Origin of the sequence: Geotalea uraniireducens Rf4, from assembly GCF_000016745.1 — a bacterium.
GTDB lineage: Bacteria > Desulfobacterota > Desulfuromonadia > Geobacterales > Geobacteraceae > Geotalea > Geotalea uraniireducens.
The window spans coordinates 4,688,306-4,710,484 of the sequence record NC_009483.1; the positions used below are offsets into that span (position 1 = coordinate 4,688,306).

Consider the following 22,179-nt stretch of genomic DNA (forward strand, 5'->3'; position numbering starts at 1 on the left):
GCCCGCAGGAGAACCGTCGGCTCTCCTGCGGCAACCGACAGTTCCGGAGTCGTCCATGACCGCTGAACATCATCTCGACAAGAGCATCGCCGGCAGGTTCAAATATGCCATCATTCTCACCGCCCTCACCCTGGTGGCCGAGGTTATCGGCGGCATCTGGACCAACTCCCTGGCGCTTTTATCGGATGCAGCCCATGTTTTTCTCGACCTGTTCGCCCTGTTTCTGTCGTTGGGAGCCATCAAACTCTCTTCATATCCGGTCTCGGAGACCCGCACCTTCGGCTGGCACCGTACGGAGGTTTTTGCCTCGCTGATCAACGGGGTTTCGGTTTTTCTCATTTCGATCGGAATATTCTATGAAGCCTGGGGACGGCTCTTCCAACCGGAAGAGGTAAAGAGCCTCCCCATGTTCGTCATCGCCTTCATCGGCCTCGTCATGAACCTGGTGGCGGCCTCTGCCCTCCACAGCCATTCCCACGACGATCTTAACGTGCACAGCGCCTTTCTCCACGTGATCGGCGACGCCGCGGCCTCGGTCGGGGTGATCGTCGGCGGCCTGATCATGTATTTCACCGGCTGGTTCGTGCTCGACGCCATCATTTCCGTCGGCATCGGTTTCGTCATCTTCTGGGGCTCCTGGCGGGTGATACGGGAAGCGGTCCATATTCTCCTCGAAGGGGTGCCGCGCGGCATGACCATTGCCGAGGTATCGGATGCCATCCGCAACGTCGAAGGGGTAAACGACGTCCATCACCTCAACATCTGGACCATCTGTTCCCATATCCTGGCCCTTTCCGCCCACATCGACATCATTCCGGAGTATAAAGTGGAGCAGGCAGAGGTTTTGCGCAGGATCGAGGAACTCCTGTTCGACAGATACCATATATCCCATACGACCCTCCAGGCAGAGTGCACCATGTGCATCGAAGGACCGGTAATCAAGGAAATGCGCCACCGTCCCCGCGCAGCCCGGCACCCGCACAAGCATGAACACGGTCACGGCCCATGCGGCCATGACCATCATCACCCCCATTAATGGCAGAATCCGCCGGAGCCAACCCCTATGCTGACCTACAATTTAATTCACGAAGCCGCCGACCGGCTGAAAAAAAGGGTGCGGCGCACCGAGCTCATCCACTCCCACCACTTCAGCGAAAAGCTCGGCATCCCCATCTTTTTCAAATGCGAAAACCTGCAGCGGACCGGCGCATTCAAAATTCGCGGCGCCCTCAACTTCATGACCGCCCAGCCGCGGGAAAACCTCAGGAACGGTGTGATCACCGCATCAGCAGGGAACCATGCCCAGGGGGTCGCCTTTTCCGCCGATCTGCTGGGGGTGAAGTCGATGGTGTTCATGCCGGAAAGCACCCCGCCCCAGAAGGTCTTTGCCACCAGGGATTACGGCGCGGAAGTGGTATTGACGGGAAAGAACTTCGACGAAGCCTACGCAGCGGCACTTAAGGCTCAGAAAGAAACCGGCGCCCTTTTTGTCCATCCTTTTGACGATCCGCTGGTAATGGCGGGTCAAGGGACCATCGGCCTGGAGATACTCGACGAGCTGCCGGACCTGGCCAACATCCTTGTCCCCATCGGCGGTGGCGGGCTTATCGCCGGCATTGCCACTGCCATCAAGCAGACCCGTCCCCGGGTGAGGATCATCGGCGTCGAATCGGCCGCTGCCCCGTCCATGCACTTTTCCCTGGAAAAGGGTAAAATCACCGAAACACCCCTCTCCGTCACCCTGGCCGACGGCATTGCCGTAAAACGGGTGGGAAAGAACACCTTCCCCATTGTCCGTGAACTGGTTGATGAAGTGGTGCTGGTAGAGGAAGAGGAGATCGCCCAGGCGATCGTCGCCCTTCTGGAGCGGAGCAAACTCCTCGTCGAAGGCGCCGGGGCGGTCACCCTGGCGGCACTGATGAACGGCAAGGTTGAGCATGTGACAGGCAAGACCGTCTGCCTTTTGTCGGGCGGCAACATCGACGTAAAGACCATCGCTATCGTGGTGGAAAGGGGGCTCCTGGCAGCGGGACGCTACCTGAAGCTGAAGGTGGAGTTGGATGATGTGCCGGGATCGCTGGCGAAACTCTCGACTGATATCGCGGCAACCAACGCCAACATCTCGCTGATCACCCACGACCGGCGCTCCAAAGCGCTCCCCATCGGCCGGGCCGAGGTGCTGCTGGAGCTGGAGACGCGGGGGTTTGACCATATTCGGGAGGTGGTGGGTTACCTGGGCGAGCGGGGGTATGAGGTGGAGGTGCTGAAGTAAGGCAGGTCAAGGTCAGGTTTATTGTCAGTCGAAGAGCTTCAGTTTTGAATGGCGAGCGGTTTCCGCGAAATGCCCGTCGCGGGTGAAAAGATGGAAGGTTACCTTCTTCCGCCGGGTTACGAAAATCCGCAGAGAGCGGGCTTTTTGTGGGATCGCGCGGGGAGGAAGGAAATATCAATGGCCGTCAATTGTGTAAAACGAGAGAACTGAAGTAATCGCGGTCATGCGCGACAAGCTGATCCGTGAGTACTTCAATGGCCACACCTGACCTGGAATATAGTGCCGGTTCGCACGTGCCAATGTTAATGGCCCTTTTTTGCCTGCAAAAACGTGTCTCTAAGGCTGGAAATGGGGTCTATTATGGCCAATTTGTCTATTAATTATAGCAGGTTAGCTTGGTCCGACCCCAGAAGAACCCAGCAACATACAGCTTCATGCCTCAAACATCCAACCCCGCCCCATGCTTCCTCAGCCACTCCTTCCGTTCGCGGTATGCAGGAATGACCTTGTCCACCTCGTTCCAAAAGGCATCGGTGTGGTCCAGGTAATGGAAGTGGCAGAGTTCGTGGACCACGATGTAGTCTATGATCGTCTGCGGGGCCATCATGCACTTCCAGTGGAAGGCAAGGTTGACGCTGGGTGAGCATGAGGCCCAGCGATTGCCCAGTTCTCGGACATCTATGTCACGAGGGGTGACCCCAACCTTGGGCGCGTAGTAGTTCACGCGTTGGGTTATCCTTTCTGCTCCACGGGCAATGTAGTAGTTACGAAAGGCTGCTTTTGCAGCCGCTATCGCCCCTGTATCCACCAGGTCACGCCGCAGGCAGAAACGTCCGTTCTTCAGCAGCAACGGTTCCGTCTGATCCGCCACGAGCAGCAGCCGGTAGGAGCGCCCCAAGTAGAGAAACCCCTCGCCGTTCTTATATTCCCGCAGCACGCGGGTGGCGTTGAGATCGCGCCACTCGGCGAGGTTCTTGTAAATCCAGTAGCGCTTGGCCTCGACCATGTACTCTATCCGCTCATCGGGGATCGACTCGGGCGCCCGGACCAGTACACGACCATCGCGTTCAATGACGATGTCCGCCGTGGCGCGGTTGCTACGCACAATTTCGTATGAGATGTCCTTGGCCCAGGTCGCCTTCATCGTGTCAGCTCCTGGTGGCGTTTTTCGGCGAGCTTCACAATCTCCACCGCGATCCGTTCGTGTTTGTCGATGAGTTGCGGGATCTCGGTCAGCAGGATCTCGGTGTCGATGTTCCCCCGAAGTTTCTTTACCTCGATTGGCTTCTTCCAGAAGTCGATGATGCCGATAGTACCTTGCAACATCTCCACGATGCCAGCCATCAGCCTCTTCAACTGATGCCGATGATTCCCGGGCACTTCGCCATTCTCGAAAGCGAGCTGCACCACGTAGTCGTAGAAGGTGGTAGCCTCCCTGGTCAAGCCTTCCTCAGCATCCGTCCGGCCCGCCAGGGCTTCGCTTCTGAGTTGTTCATACCCCTCGGCCAGCACCTCCCATTGGTTCTTGTGCTCCTGGATCAGCTTTTCCAGCTTCTCGCTCAGCCGCTTGTAGAAGGCCGGGTCTTCGTCGAAGTGGATTGTGCAGTGTTTGCGGATGGCATGCTCCATCTCACTCGCCTTCGCCTCCGGGTTTCCCTGGGAATGCTTCTGCACATTGGAGATGAAGTCGTCCGACAGAAGCTCTATGGGGGGGATCTTGGGATTTATCCCCAGGTCGATAAGGTGCTCGTTGATCAGCGCTTTCACCTTCTCACCGGCGTCGGAGATGTCGAGGGAGTCGTCCTTGTAGCGCTCCTTGACCATGCGGAGGAGATAGCCGAAACGCCTTGCCGGGCCGCGGTAGGGATGCCCCGACGCGTGGGGGAGGATCAGGTTCAGGCTTTGGAGATACTTCTTCAGGTAGACCTCGAAGTCCGCCCGGCGCTTGATGTCCTGCATCGCTCCCACAGCCGCATGCACCACGGCCACGTCAGACTCTGGTGTTGCCAGTTCACCCTTTACGAAGGCTTCGATCTCCCCTACCCCGGCTGCGCGGAAATGCTGCAGGAGACGCTGATAGCGTTCTTCCAGAATCGGCAGTTCGGTGAGCCGGTTTTTCAGCCCTTGCTGGATGTCTTCTGCATCCTCATCGGAATAGATGCTGAGCGCCTCCATCAGGTGGTTGGCCAGGCCGATGTAATCGACGATGAACCCCCGGTGCTTGTTCTTCGTCACCCGGTTCACCCGGGCAATGGCCTGTAGCAGGTTGTGCTCGCGCAAACGCTTGTCGATATACATCACCTGCTCAACCGGGGCGTCGAAGCCGGTCAGCAGCATGTCACAGACGATCAGGAAGGCGATTCCAGTCAGATCCTTGTCCGGGTCGTCCAGATCAAAAGGTTTGCAGAAGTTCTCCACCGCGTTCCAGCGTTTCGCCTCCTTGCGCGCCTCGGTGATGGCGGCCAGTTCGTTGGTGGCGTCAGCGGAAACCACTACCACGGCCTTCAGGAAGGCGATGCGGCGAATCAGTTCGGTGTCGGGCTTCTGTTTGAGCTTCTCCACGTCAAGGCGCTCGGCCAGGGCTTCACGGATCGATTTCTGATAGCGGATCGCCGCCAGCTTGGAGTGGCAGACAACCTGCGCCTTGAAACCGTCGGGGAGGATGTTGTCGACGTAGTGCGTCACCAAGTCGCGGGCAATGGCCGCAATGCGCTGCTCGGCTTCCAGGATGTCGCCGCTGGCGCCATATTTCTTCTTGATGACGAGGAGTTCTTCTTCGCTCCGGTTCTTGAAGAGGTCTTCGAACTTGGTGTCGAAGCCGTGCTTGTCCTTCAACGCCGTGTCCGCCGTGCGTCCTTCGTAGAGAATCTGCAGCGTCGCGCCGTCATGCACCGCGTCCATCAGCTTGTAGGTGTCGATGTATTCGCCGAAACGCTTCACCGTGCGCTTGCTGCCGTGTTGCTCGGAGATAAGCGGGGTGCCGGTGAAGGCGATGCGGGTAGCGTTGGGGAATGCCTCGAAAATGTTTTCACCCAGGTCGGAGCCTTGCGTCCTGTGCGCCTCGTCAATCATCAGCAGGATGCGTTCGGACGGATTGACCACGCCAAAAGTTGCTCCGGACGGCGGCGGGCGGTAGGCTGCAAGCGCCTCGGCAACCATGGTCGGCAGCGCTTCGGCACGTTCCATGAACTTGTGTACCATCACCATGTTAATGTCGGAGGTATCGGTACTCAGGTGCTCGCGCAACGCTGCCGTACTCTCAATCACATTAACCTTGCCGCCGATCAGCTTGGCAGTGGCTGCAAGTTGATCCTCCAGATCGACGCGGTCGTTGACCAGCAGGATCTTGAAGTCGGCCAGGTCTTGTGATGCCCGCAGCATGCGGGCCACGAAAACCATAGTCAGTGACTTGCCCGAGCCCTGGGTGTGCCAGACGACGCCAGAGCGCTCCTCTGATGTCTTGCCGGTGCGCAGGCGCTCAACGATCCGGTGGGCAGCGCGGTACTGTTGGTAACGGCAGACCACCTTCACCCGCTTGCCGGAGTCGGTATCCATGAAGACCGTGCAGGTGCGCAGCACATCCAGGAGCGTCGTTGGGGCGAGCAGCCCCTGGATCAGCCGCTCCTGTTCGCGCTCGATCCCCAGCGGCGGCGTGTAATTGCGGTTCTCCTCCGGCCAAATGTCCTTCCAGGCGTAGAAGTGCTCGTGGCCCGAGGTGATGCTGCCAAACTCCGCTTTCTCGCCACAGGTGCGTATCAGCAGCAAATTCGTGTGGAACAGGCGCGGCTCTCCTTCGCGCAGGCCGGCAGCAGCCGTTTCCGGGCGGCCGTTGCGGTAGCGAAGCAGTTGCTCGAAGGCGGCGTGCATCGGGTTGGCCGTGGTGGCGTCGCCGATCTTGGCCTCGATCACCACCAGCGGGATGCCGTTCACAAAGAGTACGATATCCGGGATGATGCATTTCTTCACGTAGCCGGGCGTGTCGATGCGGAACTGGTTGATGGCGTGGAACTGATTGCGCTCGGGGTGGGAGAAGTCAATGAGCTGGACCACAGGATCTGGCTCGCCGCTGATCTCATTGCGATCCACTTGTGCCTTGAGGAAGAGCGCCTGTACCGCCTCGTTGGCTTCAAGCAGGGTACGGTTTGGCTGGCGCAGGATTTGTGACCGGAGGTCATCGAGTTGGCGATCGGTCAGCCAGGGGGTACCGTCGGCGGTGCGGTTGATGGCGCGCACGGCATTGTGGAAGACATCAGGGAGCAGCCATTCGCGGAAGGTGTCGCGCAGGCTGGCCGTAGGATCGGAGGGGATAAACCCCTGACCTTGGTCGATTACCGTCCAGCCCAGTGCGGCGAGCTGGTCAAGGAATGGTTTTTCTACGTGGAGATATTCAGACATGATTTTCCAATCAAAAAAACGACCCAAGTTACCTGCGCCACTTTTTGATCCTAAGTTCACATTCGTGCAGAGGGAGGCGACTGGTCCCTCTCTCAATAAGCTTTTCCAGGCGATCGGCCGCCACGCCGGGGAGCAGCGCACCACGGGCGAGAAGTATATCAAAAACCCACAGCAGCCCATGTGTTTCGATACCGCGTTCCTCGGCATGCTGCCTCAACCTCTTGTCACCGGTCAGCAGGATGCTTTCCAGCTTGCCGGCAAAATACAGGGCCGAGACATCTTCGATTGTTACCCGCGACGAGAGAAGCGCCTGAAGTTGCACGATCTCGGTAAGAGCCTGCGCCCCCACCGCTTCGATCCCGAACCGGCCCTCATCCACAAATCGCTTCAGTTTGATCTTCTGGTTCTTGCGGTTGACCTCACGCCAGACGAGCGTGGTCGTGCGCAGATCAAATCCCAGCCCGAACCAGGCGTCCAGCAGGTCACAGTCAGCCATGTCAATGAGGACCGATGCATCCTGGATGATGACTTTCACAGAAACTCGCTCAACGTCTGTTGGAACTCCACCAACGACACGTTGAGCAGGGCAGCGCCCTTGTCGAAGCTGATCTGTTCTTCCGCCGTAGCCCGCAGGACCAGCTGTTCGAAGCGGCTGGATTGCTCGGTGCCGATGTATTTCCCCGGCTCGTCGCGATGCCACCCCTTTTTCTTGCGGATGATGCTGAACTGGCGGTACGTGGAATCGTCGATCAGCTTCAGGTCGTGGGCTCGGTGCATGATAGCCGCGATCGACATGCCATAACGCCGCTTCAGGTCAATCAGTTCCTCCAGGCTGATCCGGTGCCGGAAGCCGCCCCAATCCGACGTAAAGACCTCCTTGGGGATCAGCATGGCTCCTGCGAAGCGGTTGCAGAACGCTTCGAGTTCCTTGCCGCTCAGGTCGGTGTGCGGGGCCACCAACAGATGCGCCGCCTCGTGCAGAGTTGTGAAGCGCTTGCGGGGCATGTCCTTATTCAGCCAGGTTGCCAGCACGATCACTGGGTGGCCGTCGGCCCACCCCGAGAAGCCGTCGAAGCTCTCCGGCGCCTCAACCTCGAAGATCTTGAAGCCGTTGGTCTCCAGGGTTTCGATGACATTCGGCAGCGGGTCCTCTCCCAGCTTCCAGTGTAAGCGGACCTTGACAGCTGCCTCCTCCGCCTCTTCGGGTCGGGTGTACCTGACATGCCCCAAGGGATCGCGGAAGCGGGAGGGGAGCCCCAGAATCTGTTCGATCTCGCAGTACCGCTCGAAAAAGTCGGTGGCCAGCTCCTTGACCGCATCCTCGGACTTGGCCCCCAGGCCGGTGGTCTTGCGGAAGCGCAGCTCCCGCAGTTCCACCGTGAAGGGGCGGAAGAAGAAGTCCAGCGGCTTGTCCAGCACATCCGCCACCGGAATCAGGACATCGTCGCTCGGCATCATCTCCCCGCACTCGTAACGGTGCAGGGCGTTGTAGGAGACCTTACCTCCGATGGCCTCGGCCACGGCCCGCAGTGACATGCCGCGCATGCGTCGCGCCTGCGAAAGCCGCCGGCCGAAAATCTCTTTCGGGTCCTGTTGTTTCATGGTCGTCTCCATTTTCTGTTCCCGCCTCGGTGTACAGAAAACATTTCATTGCATGTTGACAAATTTATCATTATTTTATATTTTGTCAACATAACCATTTCACATTAGGGAGAATGATCATGGCCAAAGATGCACCCGGAATGCGCGGCATTCGCAGCAGGAACGAGGATGAACAGCTTCGCCAGAAGCGGGGCGATACCCACGTCGGAACTATTGAGAAGATGTACGGTCTGGACTTTGATGCCCGCAGTGATATGCACCTTCATACCTTGCTCCAGCGTGAGGGGGTTCAGTCGCTGCATGAGTTGATTGAGAGTGGCAGCGACCGCAATTAATCACTTCGAATAGGTTACATGAAAAACCGGAATTGATAGGGCGCACTCCCCAATCCACTCATGCGTTTAACAACCCGTGCAAGCACCTTTGAGTACCCGATGGTTACGGGTAGTGGGTCATACAAGGCGTCGTTATTCCAGTTCATCTTAGTAAGCGCAAGAATAGCGAGTGCAGCCTCATCCCAAGACCCATGGCCAGCGTGTCGCACCAAGCGCAACGGCCGAGGAGTGCTTCGAGCCCCTTGAAAATATGCCCCCCGATCACTGATTCCGCGGACATCACCATGCGTCCACAATAATGCTTCACGCGATCCCAAGCCAATGAGGGTGCCCCGTGAGACAGGGAAAGAAGCAGGTTTGCCTTTTTTAGTCTCTTTATCGAGGTCGATCCGGATGCCACGCCATCCAACGTCTTCGACGATTTGCACCAAGTCAACCGCCTCGCACAGGTGAAGGGCCTCCATACAACCGTCAATCTCGTCTTGTTTGAATTCGGTGGTCTTGTGGACCATCACACGTCGGGGGGAGCGGCCCGCATGCCGACGGCGGTATAGATCAACGGAGCGAGTCATAACTCTGAACATCTCAGTACGCGAGAGGAATGGATTTTCGCGCTGAACTTCAACCTCATGGGCATCGTAAGCGACGAACTCCAGGCCAGAGCCCTCAGCATCGAAGACCTGACTACAACAAGTAACAAAGCGCGAACGGCCCGAGTCTGGCGGGCGAACTGCGTAAGATATGCCTATATAGGCCGTCTCAGCATCGGTCTCTGCCAGCTTCCAAGGTACTCCACCAGCTTTTGCGTAGAGCGCCAGCCCAATACGCCACATTACGCTGGCGCGGTGCGGGTAGGCTAGAGCTTTGTCCTCGCGCACAAACTGAACGGGGAGTCGACGTGCAGCTGTGGCGGCCTTCAGATGGTCGTGCAGATCAAAATCCTCGCCATGACTTCCTGTGTAGCCGGGGGTCCAGCGCTGGGGAATATAGATAAACAGCACATCAAATTTGTCACGGTGTGCTTCGAGTGCCTGGATCTTACGGATTAAGCGGTCAGCTAGTACAATGTGCGGCGTTGAGGAAGCATGAAACTCGGCCTCAAATTCTGTGTCGAGTTCTATGTGACAGCCCGCACCAGCCCCTCGCATATGGAGGCCGAAGACGCTATGAAAACCCGGCCACTCTGGAAGATATTCGGCACGTTCGGTCGCCTTGACTACAGAGTTGAGTTCTTTCATAAAACCGTAAAGGTGGCGACTCTCGCCGGCTGGGGCTATGGTGGCAACCCGGATTGGGTCAGGCACCAGACCACTTGAATGTGGTCCGAATCTCAGCAGTCCGCGTAAAGGATGAATATCTTGATCTGATTGACGATCCGGATGAAAAGCCAGTTTAGGTTCTGGTAGCCAAATGTGAGTGGAAATTTCGCTACTCATACCCCAGCCCTCCTTGAAAAACCTGTAATATTGGAAAGGCTAAAGACGGCATCGACCCCACCTCCGATATCTAACGCACGCAGGTCTCCTCCGCCGGAGAGCAGATCAGCCCAAAATACGATTAGATCGTTGAGTTGCTTATTATAACGCTTGACAGTTCGCTCACGGGCGAAATCGGCGGCAGCCGCCTTGTTCTCGTCGTTAATGCCGTCGAAGACCGTGCGGGGTTCTATCAGAAGCCACAAGCGTTCATCAGCCCAGTCAAGCCGAGTACCGATTCCTTCGCGCCAATGCAAACCGGGGAAACCGCTGACCGTACCGTTAAGTGATCCTACAAGCTGCTTTAGAGGTGCCCAGACACTCTCTCTTGGGTCCGATGGTGCTAACAAATCAGCACTTCTCCGACGAGTTGCGTCCAATCGATGATGGCGTTCTAAAGCACGGGTAAGTGCACTGCGTAACAGGCCACGCTCGCCGGAATCGTAGCGCAGTCGCTTGTTGTCGATGGTATGTAGGTCAAAATCAGTAATGTTGTAACCACCAAAAGCTGCACGCACGTCGCCATCGGCTCCAAAGGCCAACACGCCAGCCCGAGTGCGAGCAACGAGGACGTCAACGCCAGCCTGCTTGACAGCTTCCCGTGCTTCTGCGTGGCCGCCGATCTCACAGACAACGCGTCGACATACTGTTGGAATTTGTACGACAGGTATTGCATTGAGGCGCACCACCGGCCAGCCTCGTTTTCCTCCTGGCGGCGGGGCGCTACTCCAGCGGCGGCGCTCGGCTGCGAAGGTGTCGAGTATCGTGGTGTCGATGCTTTTTACCATTCGCACCAAGTCTCGCATTGCCTCATCGAAGTTTTGAACCCTTATCAGTGCTGACTCCACTCCAGCCTGTTTCGCTCGCGCCAGCAATTGTTCAACTCGGGCGAGCGGTGGATCTTCCCCGCGATGCAGCCAGAACAATCCGGAAGGGTAAGCGCCATTTTGTTCCAGCACCTCCTCCAGTGCATCCATAATGGAATCGTCACGGCCACTGTACCCGACTACAACAAGTCCAAAGCGTTTGCAGGAATCTACTAGAAGTTGCCTTAAACGTTGATCTTGGTAACGCAATTCATCACCAGTGTTTTTGAGTCGCCGAGATCTGAAGTCTCCATGCAACTTTACCTCGATTGGCCATCTTCCTCCTCCTATGCACTGAGCAGCTAAATCAGGCGCTTCGAGAGCAACAGTCGTGAGTGGTCCTGTTCCGTCATATACCTTCGCACAAGCATCCGCCACGAGTGGATCGAAGTTGGTTGTCCACACCAAACGCGTAAGTTGTGCATGCATCAGAGAAGCGAGGGCCAAGTGTCCATAGGACAACTTTGCTCCACCCATTTTGGCATCCAAATAGGCGCGACGATCCGACTCTGCAGGATAAACTGCTTCAAAAAGTGCTGCGTACTCGTCCGGGGAGCCGGGAGAAGGCAAACTCCCTGAGGAATCAACGTAGGCCTGTAACTGAGCACGAATTGTGGGATTCGACAGATCGGCCATAGACTGGTGCGAAACTCGTCGTTGGCTGATGAATAGTTGCTGCTTAAACTCCCAGACCATATCTCCGGCAGTGGGTATCCCAGCTGAGGCCGATGCACCGGCACCGAGTAGCCACATCAGGTTCCCAGCCCGTAAAGAAAAACGTCGAGCAAAATCATCCGCTTCTATCGTAGGCACATTGTTCCCTTTACCCATAGCAATTCATCCTTGCTGGAAGGTTAAATTTCGGTACGTTCAAACACTTGCACGTTACCTGTCATGAGGTCGTGCATGAGGCCGCGTTTGATTAGTCGATTCACGGACTGACTTTCATTAAGAGCACAAATATTCATTTCCATCCATTCCAGCCGCTCAACAATTCGCACCTGTTCATCTAAATCACAAAAAGGAAAAAACAACCCTTCCATAACCGAGTTGTTTAAACTCGGCATTGTGGTTCCAACGGCTCTGCCTACGATCTGCCGCTGCACAAAATCTTGTCGGTAAACTTGAGCTGCAAAGTCTGCCGTCAAGGCGCTCTGTCCTAAGCGTAGTAAGAAGCACCCTGTCCCACAAACCCAACCCTGCTCTGACTCTCTGATTGCTGCTGCACGTGAAAGATCGCCTCGTCTGGCAATTACCATGTCACCAAGACTCATTCGATGCCGCGCTAAATCATTGGCACGTGCCTCGTGAATTCGGGCGATATTCTCTGTGCCAATCAATCCATTGTTGATGTCTTGGGGCATCACGACTGGAACACCTTCGGCCTGATATTCATGAGCATGGAGCTGACTGCCAAAAGGCCCAGTCTGAAGGTATCCACCGCATTTACGTAAGATGTTTCCCAGTCTTTCGACCTCCCACTCCTTCGGAATCCACCCAAGCGGAGATTCTTTGTAGAGGCCGGGCGCATGTTCGCGTGTGGGACGAAGGTGGCCGTCGGGGGTGACGCCACGGGTGAACAGGTCGTGCATCAGCCCAGCCTTGACCTGCTGCATCTTCGCAATCAGCACCTCGGTCTGCTCAATTGTTTCGTCCAGTGTTGAGAGGATTTCAGCGATGCGGCGCTGCTGAGGAAGTGCTGGCAACTCCACCAAGTAAGCAACGAGGTCGGAGCGGATTATCCCATTAATGCTCGTTCCTTGGTTCAGTTTTTTGAGGTCTTCCACTCCCTGACGCATTCGATGAAAAAGGAACGATGTAGCAACCTGATTATCATCGACGTAAACTCCAGTGATGTCTTGGCTGATGGCGATGTCACATGGGGCAATGGCAATTTTTCCGACTCCTGTGCGGGTGACCAATAACAATTGACCTTGTTGAATCACATTTGTAGCCGACTGCCTGACAGCCTCCTCCGAGACGAAGCGCCTGAATTCCCCGATGCCAGATGGCGTGAAGTCGGCTCCAGTTATCCAAGGTATGTTTCCATTCCAGTAACGGTCTATATCAGTCGACGGGGTTCCACCGTTTACAATCTTTTTGGCAATTTGACCAAACGGAACAGTAGACCACTCACTCATACCCCAACTCCACCAAAAACCCCTTCAACTTCTCCGCAGCCAAATCCCGCCTGGCCTCAATGTCCTTGACAGTAACGGCATATTTCCCATGCAGATTCTCCAGCGCAGCAAGACACGCCCGCTGGTCGGCCTGCAGATACCCTTCATAGGTCTGCACCAGCAGGCGACGCAGCCGGTCGAGGATGACACGACGGGCTGCATCGTGGTCGATCTTGTCTCGGGCGGCAGCAACGAGATCCTCCTGTTTCTTCTCCGTGGCACGCAGCTCTGCTTTCAACTGCTTCCCCTCATCCTCCAGCGCTTTGTGCCGGGCAAGACGTGCCTCCGCGGCTTGGGCGCGGGCTGTGAAAGCCGTGGCGTCCCGGTTTTCCCGTTTCGCCAGCTTGGCCTGGGCATTGGCCTCCTTGAGTTCGGACTTGAGCGCCTTGACATCCTCGGCGGGGAGGACTCCGGTGTCGTCGCTGTCTTCGTAATCCTCTTCATCGGCGGCGGCAAAGAGAGCCGAGAGTTCGGCTAACCGCAGGCGCTTCTGTTCCATGTCGGCCAGGAGTTCCGGGAACTGGCTCTCCAGGATGTCGGCGTCGGGAATCAGTTCCGGCCCCCAGCCGCTGGCGGCGATGGATTTGAGATCTGCCTTCAGGTCATCCATATACCGGGCAAAGGCACCACGAATCTGGTGTTCGGTCAACAGGCCCTGCCCAGAAAAGGTCAAGGCGATGGTGGCAAGAAGCCCACGGCGCAGTTCATAGACATTCCCCTTCTGGCCGTTCCTGGGGGCGAGATCTTCAATCAGCGGCAGGTTCTCCACCCACCACGTTTCCAGTGTCTGCAAAAAGCGGCTCTGCGCCACCACCACGCCAGGGTCGGTTTTGACCAGTTCGGCCAAAGTTCGTCGATCGGTGACGGCAGGGGTGAAATCGGCATAGAGGGAATCGCCCGGACGCGGTACAAAACAGCGCTCTCGCAGACCAGGATAGTTGGTCCAGTAACGGGCCATGGCCTCAATCTCAACGGTCGGAACCCCGCCGTGCAGGTGGGCACGCACGTCGTGGGGCTCGGGCGGCGGGGCGTTGTCCACATAGCGGCGGATATTGCAGTTGTAATCCTCGACTTTGATCTCGCTCACCGGCACCCGGCGAGCGTAGCCGGGCACGTCCGCCATGGTACGGTAGGCGTGGACGATCTTGGAAATATCCTCTGGACGCAGGAAATTCTGCGCCTTCCCTTCACGATATTCCCGGTCGGCATTGATGAAGAAGACGTGGTCGCGCACGTTATCACCCGAACCGGCGTCCTTTTTGTTCATCACCAACACGCAGGCAGGGATGCCTGTGCCGTAAAAGAGCCCTGCGGGTAGACCGATTACCGCCTCCAGCCAGCCGTGCTCTATGAAGTGCCTGCGCGCCGCCTTTTCCTCGCCTCCCCGGAAGAGCACGCCGTGGGGCATGACGGTGGCCATCTTGCCGTCGGCCTTGAGCACGGCCAGCATGTGCTGGACAAACATCAGGTCGGCCTTTTTTCCCTTTTCCGGAAGCCAGACGGCGAAACGGCCGGGATAGTCGATGTCTTTTTTTATGTAGTTCTGACTGAAGGGGGGATTGGCAAGGACGCGGTCGTGTCGTTGCAGTTCATTGTTCTCTGCCTTGTGTTGCGGGTGACGCAGGGTGTCCTCCTGGCGGATGTCGGCGTGCTCGATGCCGTGGAGGAGCATGTTCATCTTGCAGATGGACCAGGTGGTGCCGATGCTTTCCTGCCCGGCAAGGGCGAGGTCGCGAGGATCACCGCCACATTCGCGGACATAGTCGCGGGTCTGGATGAGCATGCCACCCGAGCCGCAGGTGGGGTCGTACACACTCATGCCAGGCTGGGGATCAACGATCTCGACCAGGGTGCGCACCACATCGGCCGGAGAGTAGAACTCTCCCGCCTTCTTGCCGGCGGAATCAGCGAAATATTTGATCAGGTATTCGTAAGCCGCCCCGAGCAGGTCAGGGAACTCAAAGTTTTCGTCGCGAAGCGGGATCTTCTCGAAGTTCTGGATGAAGTTGGCAAGTGTATCGTCGTCAAGGGAACGCTGGCCGATCTTCTTGTTGAAGTTGATCCCCTTGAGCACGTCCTGCAGAGCATCAACGTTTGCGTCCTCCAGCGCTTCCAGCGCCTTGTTGAGATTAGTGCCGACATTGGTCTTGAGGTGGCGGATATTAGACCAGTGAGCCTCTTCCGGCACGAAAAAAGTGTATTTATCCGGGTTGTTAAGCTGGCCAGCGATGACCGCCTCGGCCATCCCCTTTTCTTTTAAATCTTTGGCGAGCTGTTCCCGCTCCTGGTCGAAGAGGTCGGAGAGGCGTTTCAGGAATAGCATTCCGAAGATATATTCTTTATATTCAGAGGCGTCCATGTTGCCGCGCAGGTCGTCGCAGGCGCGGAAGAGAAGGCTGGAAAGTTGGCTGAGGGTGAGTTTGGACATCAGGTAATTACTCCGGAGTTATTGGCAGGGGTGTTATACTGGGTGCAAATGTAGCGCTCGGAGAGGGATTTTTCATGGATAGGCACAATTAACAAAATAATGTCAAAATTACAAGAAGATAACCTACTGTCAGCACCACCGGCTTTAAGCCGGTATGCTGAATGGTGGCAGTTTTTTGATAAACTCTCTGGTCATCGGTGCTCCACTCCCTTTATCCAGCAGCCCCGGACGCCGCAAATCCTCGACAGTGTCCACATCATACCAGCCAGGGAGCAGTCCAATAGTGATCCCCGCCTCTGCCCCCCTGGCCAGGCTCAGGTTCAGTACCTGGTCGCTGCTCCAGGGGACATCCCGAAACAATCGGCAATACACTCGTTTCATTGCCAACAGGTAATACCCCCCGTCCTCTGTTGGGCCAATAACCACATCGACGCCGTTCTTCTCCAGCCTCTGAAAAGCTACATCCAGGAACCCAACCGGCAGGTCCGGCGAATCGGTGCCGATGATTGCCACTGATTCGTAGCCATGTTCAAATGTGCGCTGAAATGCATCCATCATCCTCTCGCCCAGATTGTTACCACGCTGGGGGACGGTCTCCATACCGGCGGCTATCGTTGCGAAATAGGATGCCGCGTCTCCATTGCCTTCAAAAAACAGGTAAATATCTACACCCTCAAGCTGCTTAACCTTGGACAAGGTGTCGATGAGCATGCAGCGATATAGTTCCGCCGCTTCTTCGGGTGATAAAACCGTAGTAAGTCGGGTTTTAACCTTTCCTGCAATTGGCTGCTTGGCAAAAACAATTAACGCGTTATTATTATGTCGCATTTTCAATACAGGGCCATGAAGGCAAAATATTTAGCCTTATCCACAATTTCCGGGCTTATCAACAGGGTTATCAACACCCTTCTCCCGTTTGTCTCTTTCTATCGCTGCATAGGCGGAATGATTGTGGATCGACTCGAAGTTCTCCGCTTCCACGGAAAACCAGGTGATTTTTTCCATTGCCAAAAGCTTCTGGGTCGCCTCGCGCACCATGTCTTCCACAAACTTGGGATTCTCGTAGGCCTTTTCGGTGACGAACTTTTCGTCTTCCCGTTTAAGCAGGGAATAAACCGGGCTGGAACCGCACCCCTCGACGATCTCGATGAGGTCCTCGATCCAGACGAATTCCCGATAGCGAACCCGTACGGTCATTATGCTCCGCTGGTTGTGGGCTCCGTAGTGGGAAAGCTCCTTGCTGCATGGGCATAGAGAGGTGACCGGAACCTTGATGCCGAGGATGAAATCGAATTCCGAGGAGAGGCTCGCACTGAACTCGCAGGTATACTCCATAAGGCTTTTGGCGCCGGAGGCAGGCGCCTTTTTTTCGATAAAGTAGGGGAATTCGATCTCCACATGGGCGCTTCCTGCGCCTAGTTTTTCCTTCATCCGCTGCAGCATAGCCTCCATGTTGTCGAGGGCAATCTTTTCCCGATAAACGTTGAGGATCTCGATGAAGCGGCTCATGTGTGTCCCCTTGAAGTGGTGGGGAAGGTCCACGTACATGTTGATGCGCGCCACGGTGTGCTGGATCGATTTGTTCTTGTCCATTATGACGATGGGGTAGGAAATGTCCTTCACCCCTACCTTGCTGATGGGGATGTTGCGGGTGTCGCGGGACTTCTGGACATCGCTCAGGGACTGCGGTGAATGGGGAGAACCCTTATCCTTGTTTTCCATATCTTTTCTCTTCACTTTTCACCCTTCACGTATTTCACAGGGTCTGTCATCCCCGCCTCGGCAAACCCCTTCAACCTCAACCGGCAGGAATCGCAGCGACCGCAGGCGAGCTCGTCAGCGGTGGGATCGTAGCAGGAATGGGTGCGGCCGTAATCAACACCGAGCGAAAGCCCTTTCCTGATGATCTCCGCCTTGGTGAGATGGATGAGCGGCGTATGGATGGTGAACCGACCGGCGCCCTCAACCCCGGCCTTTGTCGCCAGGTTCGCCATAGTCTCAAATGCGGCGATATATTCAGGCCGGCAATCGGGATAACCGGAATAATCAAGGGCATTGACGCCGATGAAGATGTCGAAGGCGCCGAGGGTTTCCGCCCAGCCGAGGGCAAAGGAGAGGAAGATGGTATTCCTGGCCGGGACGTAGGTCACCGGTATGTCATTACCCACTCCCTCCTTGGGGACGTCGATCTCCGCAGTCAGGGCGCTACCCCCCATCTTGCGCAGGTCGAACTCCACCACCATGTGCTCCACGGCACCCATCGGCTTCGCATTGCCCTTCGCCAGCTCAAGCTCTGCCTTGTGACGCTGGCCGTAGGCAAAGCTCATGGCGTACGGCTCGAACCCCTCGGCTTTGGCAATGGCCATGCATGTGGTCGAATCGAGACCACCGCTGTACAGGATTACCGCTTTTTTCGGCATCTTTCTACCTCGTGATTATATTTTCTCCGAACGGAGGTTAATTGCGCGCCAAACTAAAAGGCCGCGCCGGTCTGCCGGTGCGGCCTTTTGCAATAGGGAACTAACTATTCCACGAAGCTCTTGAGTTTCTTTGCCCGGCTCGGATGGCGGAGCTTCCGCAGCGCCTTGGCCTCTATCTGCCGGATACGCTCACGGGTCACCTCGAAATCCTGACCGACCTCCTCCAGGGTATGGTCGCTCTTCTCACCGATGCCGAAACGCATCCGCAGCACCTTTTCTTCGCGCGGGGTGAGGGTGGACAGCACCCGCGAGGTCTGTTCGGAAAGGTTGGCCTTGATGACCGCCTCCAGGGGAGAAACAACCCCCTTGTCCTCGATGAAGTCCCCCAGGTGGGAATCTTCTTCCTCGCCGATGGGTGTCTCCAGGGAGATCGGCTCCTTGGCGATCTTGAGGACCTTGCGCACCTTGTCCAGCGGCAGGCTCATCCGTTCGGCAATCTCCTCCGGCGACGGCTCGCGGCCAATCTCCTGGACCAGCTGGCGGCTGGTGCGGATCAGTTTGTTGATGGTCTCGATCATGTGGACCGGAATGCGAATGGTGCGGGCCTGGTCGGCAATGGCGCGGGTAATGGCCTGCCGGATCCACCAGGTGGCGTAGGTCGAGAATTTGTAGCCGCGCTGGTACTCGAACTTGTCCACCGCCTTCATCAGGCCGATATTCCCTTCCTGGATCAGATCGAGAAACTGCAGGCCACGGTTTGTGTACTTCTTGGCGATGGAAACTACGAGACGGAGGTTGGCCTCCACCAGTTCCGACTTGGCCAGCTTGGCCTTCCTTTCGCCCTCTTCAATGGCCAGCAGGGCGGTGGAAAGCTCGGTCGCCTGGAAGCCGGACTCCTGCTCTATCTTTTTCAGCTTTTTCTCGGCGTTCCTGAATCTTTTCTCCAGCTTCTGCGCTTCTTCCAGAGAAATCCCGAGTTTCTTTAAGACCTTCTTCTCCTCATCCGCACCTTTATGCATCTTGTCCAGCATAGGCATCAGATCAGCAGGGGCAACACCGGCTTCCTTCTCCAGGTCGGCGATCTCCTGCATCACCTTGTCCACCTTCCAGGAAAGCTCCTTCAGCCGCTGGGATATCTTCTCAATATGGCGGTCCTTGAGGCGGAGGGATTTCAGAAGATCGGCCATTTTCGCCTTCAATTCCTGCTGTTCCGCCAAAATATTTTCCCGCTCGCTTTTGGTTACTGTCTCCTGCTCAAGGGCGGCATGAAGCTCTTCCATGCGCGTGTCATCGGCACGAATCTCATCGATTACGGTCAGGAGCCTGGTCGCCTGGACATCTTCCTCACCTTCCTCGAGCTCTTCCTCTTCGACCTCTTTGCTTATCTCTATGGCCGCAATCTGCAACTTGCGCAGCTTATCCCCAAGCGAGATCACTTCTTTGACCGTGATCGGGGTGTTGAGGATAACACTCGCCACATCCCTCTCGCCGACCTCGATCCTCTTGGCTATTTCCACCTCGCCTTCACGGGTCAGAAGGGAAACGGAACCCATTTCCCGCAGGTACATCCGGACAGGGTCGCTGGTCCGTCCGAGCGTCCCCGGCTCAAACTCCACCTCTTCCTGTTCGCCTTCCAGTTCCTCTTCATCTTCAAGGTCAAGCTTGACCTTGGGAATCTTAACCTTTTGCGCGGAATCGACTATTTCGATATCCATGTCCCCGAACATACTCATGACGTCGTCAATCTGCTCGGAAGAAACAATGTCCGGGGGGAGGAGATCGTTGACCTCCTCATAGGTAAGAAATCCTTTTTCCTTACCCAGATCAATCAGTTGTTTTACTTCATCCATATTTTTTTTGGCCATTTACTCCACCTCTTTACAGCATCATATCTATAGTAATTGCGATTTTTTATTTCGCAAGGCATCGAGTATCTTTAATATCTCCCAATAGCGCTCGGAGTCCGAATCCAGCTGTGCCAACTCCCTCTTCAACTCCTTTACGTCCTTATCCTTCAGCGTTGAGCGATCCCGGCTCATACGACACTGATCGAAGGCCTTGTTGGCGTCGATCTCTTCCAGGTGGCAGTCATTCATGAACAACGCAGCAAGGCGGCTCCGCTCCTCAGCCGACCCGACCTGCTCCATGATCACACCCCAATCGACCTCGCTGCCGGCGTCCGTCTGAGTCATGATGGTTTCCACCACCGGCAACAAATCGGGACCGAACAGGTTTGCCGCCCCATATTCCCGGACCCGCTTTACCACCTCCGGGTATTTCCCCATCAGTGAAACGAGCATCTCTTCCGGCCCGATGCCGCGTTTTTTCCGCTCCGGCGGAGAAGCCAAATCCGCCGTTGAAATGGGCGACCGACCGATCTTTTTCTGCAGTTGCCGCAGGTCGACACCGAGCATCCTGGATATCTCCTTGAGATACAAATCCCGTTCGATGGGGTTGGCAATCTTCATGAGACGCGGCGTCAACAGCTCGATGATCTGCACTTTCCCCTCGACGGTTCTGCTGTCGAACTGGTGCATCAGGTCGTAAAGGAAAAACTCGAATATCGGGCGCGCCTTGGCCACCTGCCCGGCAAAAGCTTCACTACCTTCCTTCTTCAGGTAGCTGTCCGGGTCATCGCCTGCAGGGAGTTCGATCACGTGAGCGGCATATTTTTCTTCCAGAAAAAGTTCCATGCTGCGCAAGGTCGCTTTTTTCCCGGCGTTGTCCCCGTCGAACAGGGTGTAGACCTTGCCCGCATAGCGCTGCAAGAGTTTAACGTGGCCGGCAGTCATGGCAGTGCCGCAGGTGGCGACGACATTTCTCACCCCTGCCTGGAATAGGGCCAGATGATCAAAGTACCCTTCGACTATGATCGCCGTTCCCTGCTCGCGCATGGCCTGCTTGGCCAGATTTAAACCGAAAAGCACCTCGCTCTTATGGTAGATCGGAGATTCCGGCGAATTTATGTATTTCGGCAACGAATCGTCGAGCACCCGTCCACCGAAGCCGATCGGTCGACCATGCATATCGGCAATGACAAACAGCAGACGGTTGCGAAATGTGTCGTAGTAACCGCCAGAGTCTCTGAGCTTAACCAGTCCAAGCTTTTCCGCCAGCGGCAACGGCACCCGCTGCTGCTCCAGATATCTTGTAAGGCCGTCCCATTTATCCGGCGCAAACCCGATGCAATACGCCTCTGAGGTAGCGGCATCCACTCCACGCCGCTCGAGATAACGTCGACCCGCTTCCCCTGCCGGTTCCTGAACCAGGACCCGGCGGTAAAACTTTGCCGCCTGTTCATTTATTCTGAAAAACAGCTCCCGTTCATCGGTCTGCCGCTTTTCCGTTGCGGTCAGGGGACGCTCTTCTATGATCACACCGACCCGCTTTGCAAGGAACTTCACCGCTTCGGGAAATGTAAGACCTTCAATTTTCATGATGAAGGTGATGGCGTTCCCACCAACCCCGCAACCGAAACAGTGAAATATGCCCCTTCCAGGGTTGACATTGAAGGAAGGTGTTTTTTCGCCGTGAAACGGGCAGAGCCCTTGGTAATTCGCACCCGACTTCCTGAGGCTTACGTAGTCGGAGATAACATCCAGGATTGCCGCACGTTCACGTACTTCACTGACCTTATCGTCCGGAATCATCGACATCTTGAACCTTCATGTATGCTGCTGACTAATTGTGCCGTACCGCTGCCTTCCTCTGTTTTGCAGCACCATCCCAACCGGAGATGATCTCTTTCCCTGAGTGGATGAAAGATTGGGCTGTCTTTGACTTCTGGAGATATCCCTTGATCTTTTCCGGAACCGGCTTTGTCGTGCCGAAATACAATATCATGCAGAGGATAAAAGCCCCTTCCAGGAAGCCGAAGACAACGCCGCCAATGCGGTTTATCCCCCCAAGCAGCATGATCTTGAAGATAGCGGTGAGCAGGTGTCCGAAAAAGTAGAAAAGCAGGCCGAGGATCAGGAAGATGAGGATAAACGACAGGACCAGCGCCACATGTTGAGGAAGGTGAATAAAAGGCCTGATAGCCTCTGCTAGATACGAATAATACTTAAAGGCAGCCCAGCCGCCCGTAACAAGGCCGAGGAGAGAGCAAACCTCTCTCACCAAACCTTTCATGAAACCCTTTACCACAAAACCGAGCAGAAAGGCCCAGATAAGGATATCAAGAAGGATCATTCAAGCACCTGACAT

Annotated in this window: 17 protein-coding genes; 3 read left to right on the top strand and 14 right to left on the bottom strand. The window is 56.0% G+C overall.

What is annotated here, in order from left to right:
- Positions 1-55 precede the first annotated feature (55 nt).
- Together GURA_RS20515 and ilvA are read left to right on the top strand one after the other, a co-directional pair.
- Positions 56-1,036 carry a cation diffusion facilitator family transporter gene (locus GURA_RS20515; RefSeq protein ID WP_011940815.1) on the top strand — a complete coding sequence of 327 codons (981 nt, stop codon included), beginning with the start codon at positions 56-58 and terminating at the stop codon, positions 1,034-1,036.
- Positions 1,037-1,063: 27 nt separating this feature from the next.
- Entirely contained in the window at positions 1,064-2,272 is a 1,209-nt protein-coding gene (ilvA, locus tag GURA_RS20520; RefSeq protein ID WP_011940816.1) for a threonine ammonia-lyase, read from the top strand.
- A gap of 439 nt (positions 2,273-2,711) precedes the next feature.
- Here ilvA and GURA_RS20525 read toward each other — a convergent pair whose 3' ends face one another.
- The 4 genes from GURA_RS20525 to GURA_RS20540 are packed head-to-tail and all read right to left on the bottom strand — an operon-like array spanning position 2,712 to position 8,269.
- The gene (locus tag GURA_RS20525) at positions 2,712-3,416 is read right to left on the bottom strand and encodes a M48 family metallopeptidase (protein ID WP_011940817.1); all 705 of its coding nucleotides are present in this window, start codon (positions 3,414-3,416) and stop codon (positions 2,712-2,714) included.
- Positions 3,413-6,694, bottom strand: coding sequence for a type I restriction endonuclease subunit R (locus GURA_RS20530; RefSeq protein ID WP_198134499.1), 3,282 nt, complete (start codon positions 6,692-6,694; stop codon positions 3,413-3,415). Before GURA_RS20530 ends, GURA_RS20525 begins: the two co-directional genes overlap by 4 nt.
- 1 nt (position 6,695) lies before the next feature.
- Positions 6,696-7,202, bottom strand: a complete 507-nt coding sequence (locus GURA_RS20535; RefSeq protein WP_011940819.1) for a PIN domain-containing protein — start codon at positions 7,200-7,202, stop codon at positions 6,696-6,698.
- Positions 7,199-8,269 (bottom strand): helix-turn-helix domain-containing protein, encoded by a 1,071-nt coding sequence (locus GURA_RS20540; RefSeq protein ID WP_011940820.1) that lies wholly within the window; start codon positions 8,267-8,269, stop codon positions 7,199-7,201. The genes GURA_RS20535 and GURA_RS20540 overlap by 4 nt, the downstream gene beginning before the upstream one ends.
- 119 nt (positions 8,270-8,388) lie before the next feature.
- Here GURA_RS20540 and GURA_RS20545 point away from each other — a divergent pair, with 119 nt between their 5' ends.
- Positions 8,389-8,604, top strand: coding sequence for a hypothetical protein (locus GURA_RS20545; protein WP_198134500.1), 216 nt, complete (start codon positions 8,389-8,391; stop codon positions 8,602-8,604).
- A 14-nt stretch (positions 8,605-8,618) separates the two neighbouring features.
- Here the strand turns inward: GURA_RS20545 and GURA_RS20550 are convergent, their stop codons facing one another.
- The 10 genes from GURA_RS20550 to GURA_RS20595 form a co-directional block, all read right to left on the bottom strand.
- Positions 8,619-10,040 (bottom strand): argonaute/piwi family protein, encoded by a 1,422-nt coding sequence (locus GURA_RS20550; RefSeq protein ID WP_011940821.1) that lies wholly within the window; start codon positions 10,038-10,040, stop codon positions 8,619-8,621.
- On the bottom strand, positions 10,037-11,776 hold the full coding sequence (locus GURA_RS20555) for an SIR2 family protein (RefSeq protein WP_011940822.1): 1,740 nt from the start codon (positions 11,774-11,776) through the stop codon (positions 10,037-10,039). The genes GURA_RS20550 and GURA_RS20555 overlap by 4 nt, the downstream gene beginning before the upstream one ends.
- Before the next feature lie 23 nt (positions 11,777-11,799).
- Entirely contained in the window at positions 11,800-13,086 is a 1,287-nt protein-coding gene (locus tag GURA_RS23085; RefSeq protein ID WP_011940823.1) for a restriction endonuclease subunit S, read from the bottom strand.
- Positions 13,079-15,553 (bottom strand): type I restriction-modification system subunit M, encoded by a 2,475-nt coding sequence (locus tag GURA_RS20565; protein ID WP_011940824.1) that lies wholly within the window; start codon positions 15,551-15,553, stop codon positions 13,079-13,081. Before GURA_RS20565 ends, GURA_RS23085 begins: the two co-directional genes overlap by 8 nt.
- Positions 15,554-15,697: 144 nt before the next feature.
- Entirely contained in the window at positions 15,698-16,381 is a 684-nt protein-coding gene (locus tag GURA_RS20570) for a TIGR04282 family arsenosugar biosynthesis glycosyltransferase (protein ID WP_011940825.1), read from the bottom strand.
- 36 nt (positions 16,382-16,417) lie between these two features.
- Positions 16,418-17,275 carry a GTP cyclohydrolase FolE2 gene (gene folE2, locus GURA_RS20575; protein ID WP_011940826.1) on the bottom strand — a complete coding sequence of 286 codons (858 nt, stop codon included), beginning with the start codon at positions 17,273-17,275 and terminating at the stop codon, positions 16,418-16,420.
- An 11-nt stretch (positions 17,276-17,286) separates the two neighbouring features.
- A complete protein-coding gene (gene queC, locus GURA_RS20580) occupies positions 17,287-17,973 on the bottom strand; it encodes a 7-cyano-7-deazaguanine synthase QueC (RefSeq protein ID WP_011940827.1) in 687 nt (228 codons plus the stop codon).
- A 104-nt stretch (positions 17,974-18,077) separates the two neighbouring features.
- On the bottom strand, positions 18,078-19,838 hold the full coding sequence (gene rpoD, locus GURA_RS20585; protein ID WP_011940828.1) for an RNA polymerase sigma factor RpoD: 1,761 nt from the start codon (positions 19,836-19,838) through the stop codon (positions 18,078-18,080).
- A gap of 27 nt (positions 19,839-19,865) precedes the next feature.
- Positions 19,866-21,629: a DNA primase gene (gene dnaG / locus GURA_RS20590; protein ID WP_011940829.1), complete on the bottom strand. Its 1,764-nt coding sequence runs from the start codon at positions 21,627-21,629 to the stop codon at positions 19,866-19,868.
- A 25-nt stretch (positions 21,630-21,654) separates the two neighbouring features.
- Positions 21,655-22,164: a CvpA family protein gene (locus GURA_RS20595; RefSeq protein ID WP_011940830.1), complete on the bottom strand. Its 510-nt coding sequence runs from the start codon at positions 22,162-22,164 to the stop codon at positions 21,655-21,657.
- Positions 22,165-22,179 lie beyond the last annotated feature (15 nt).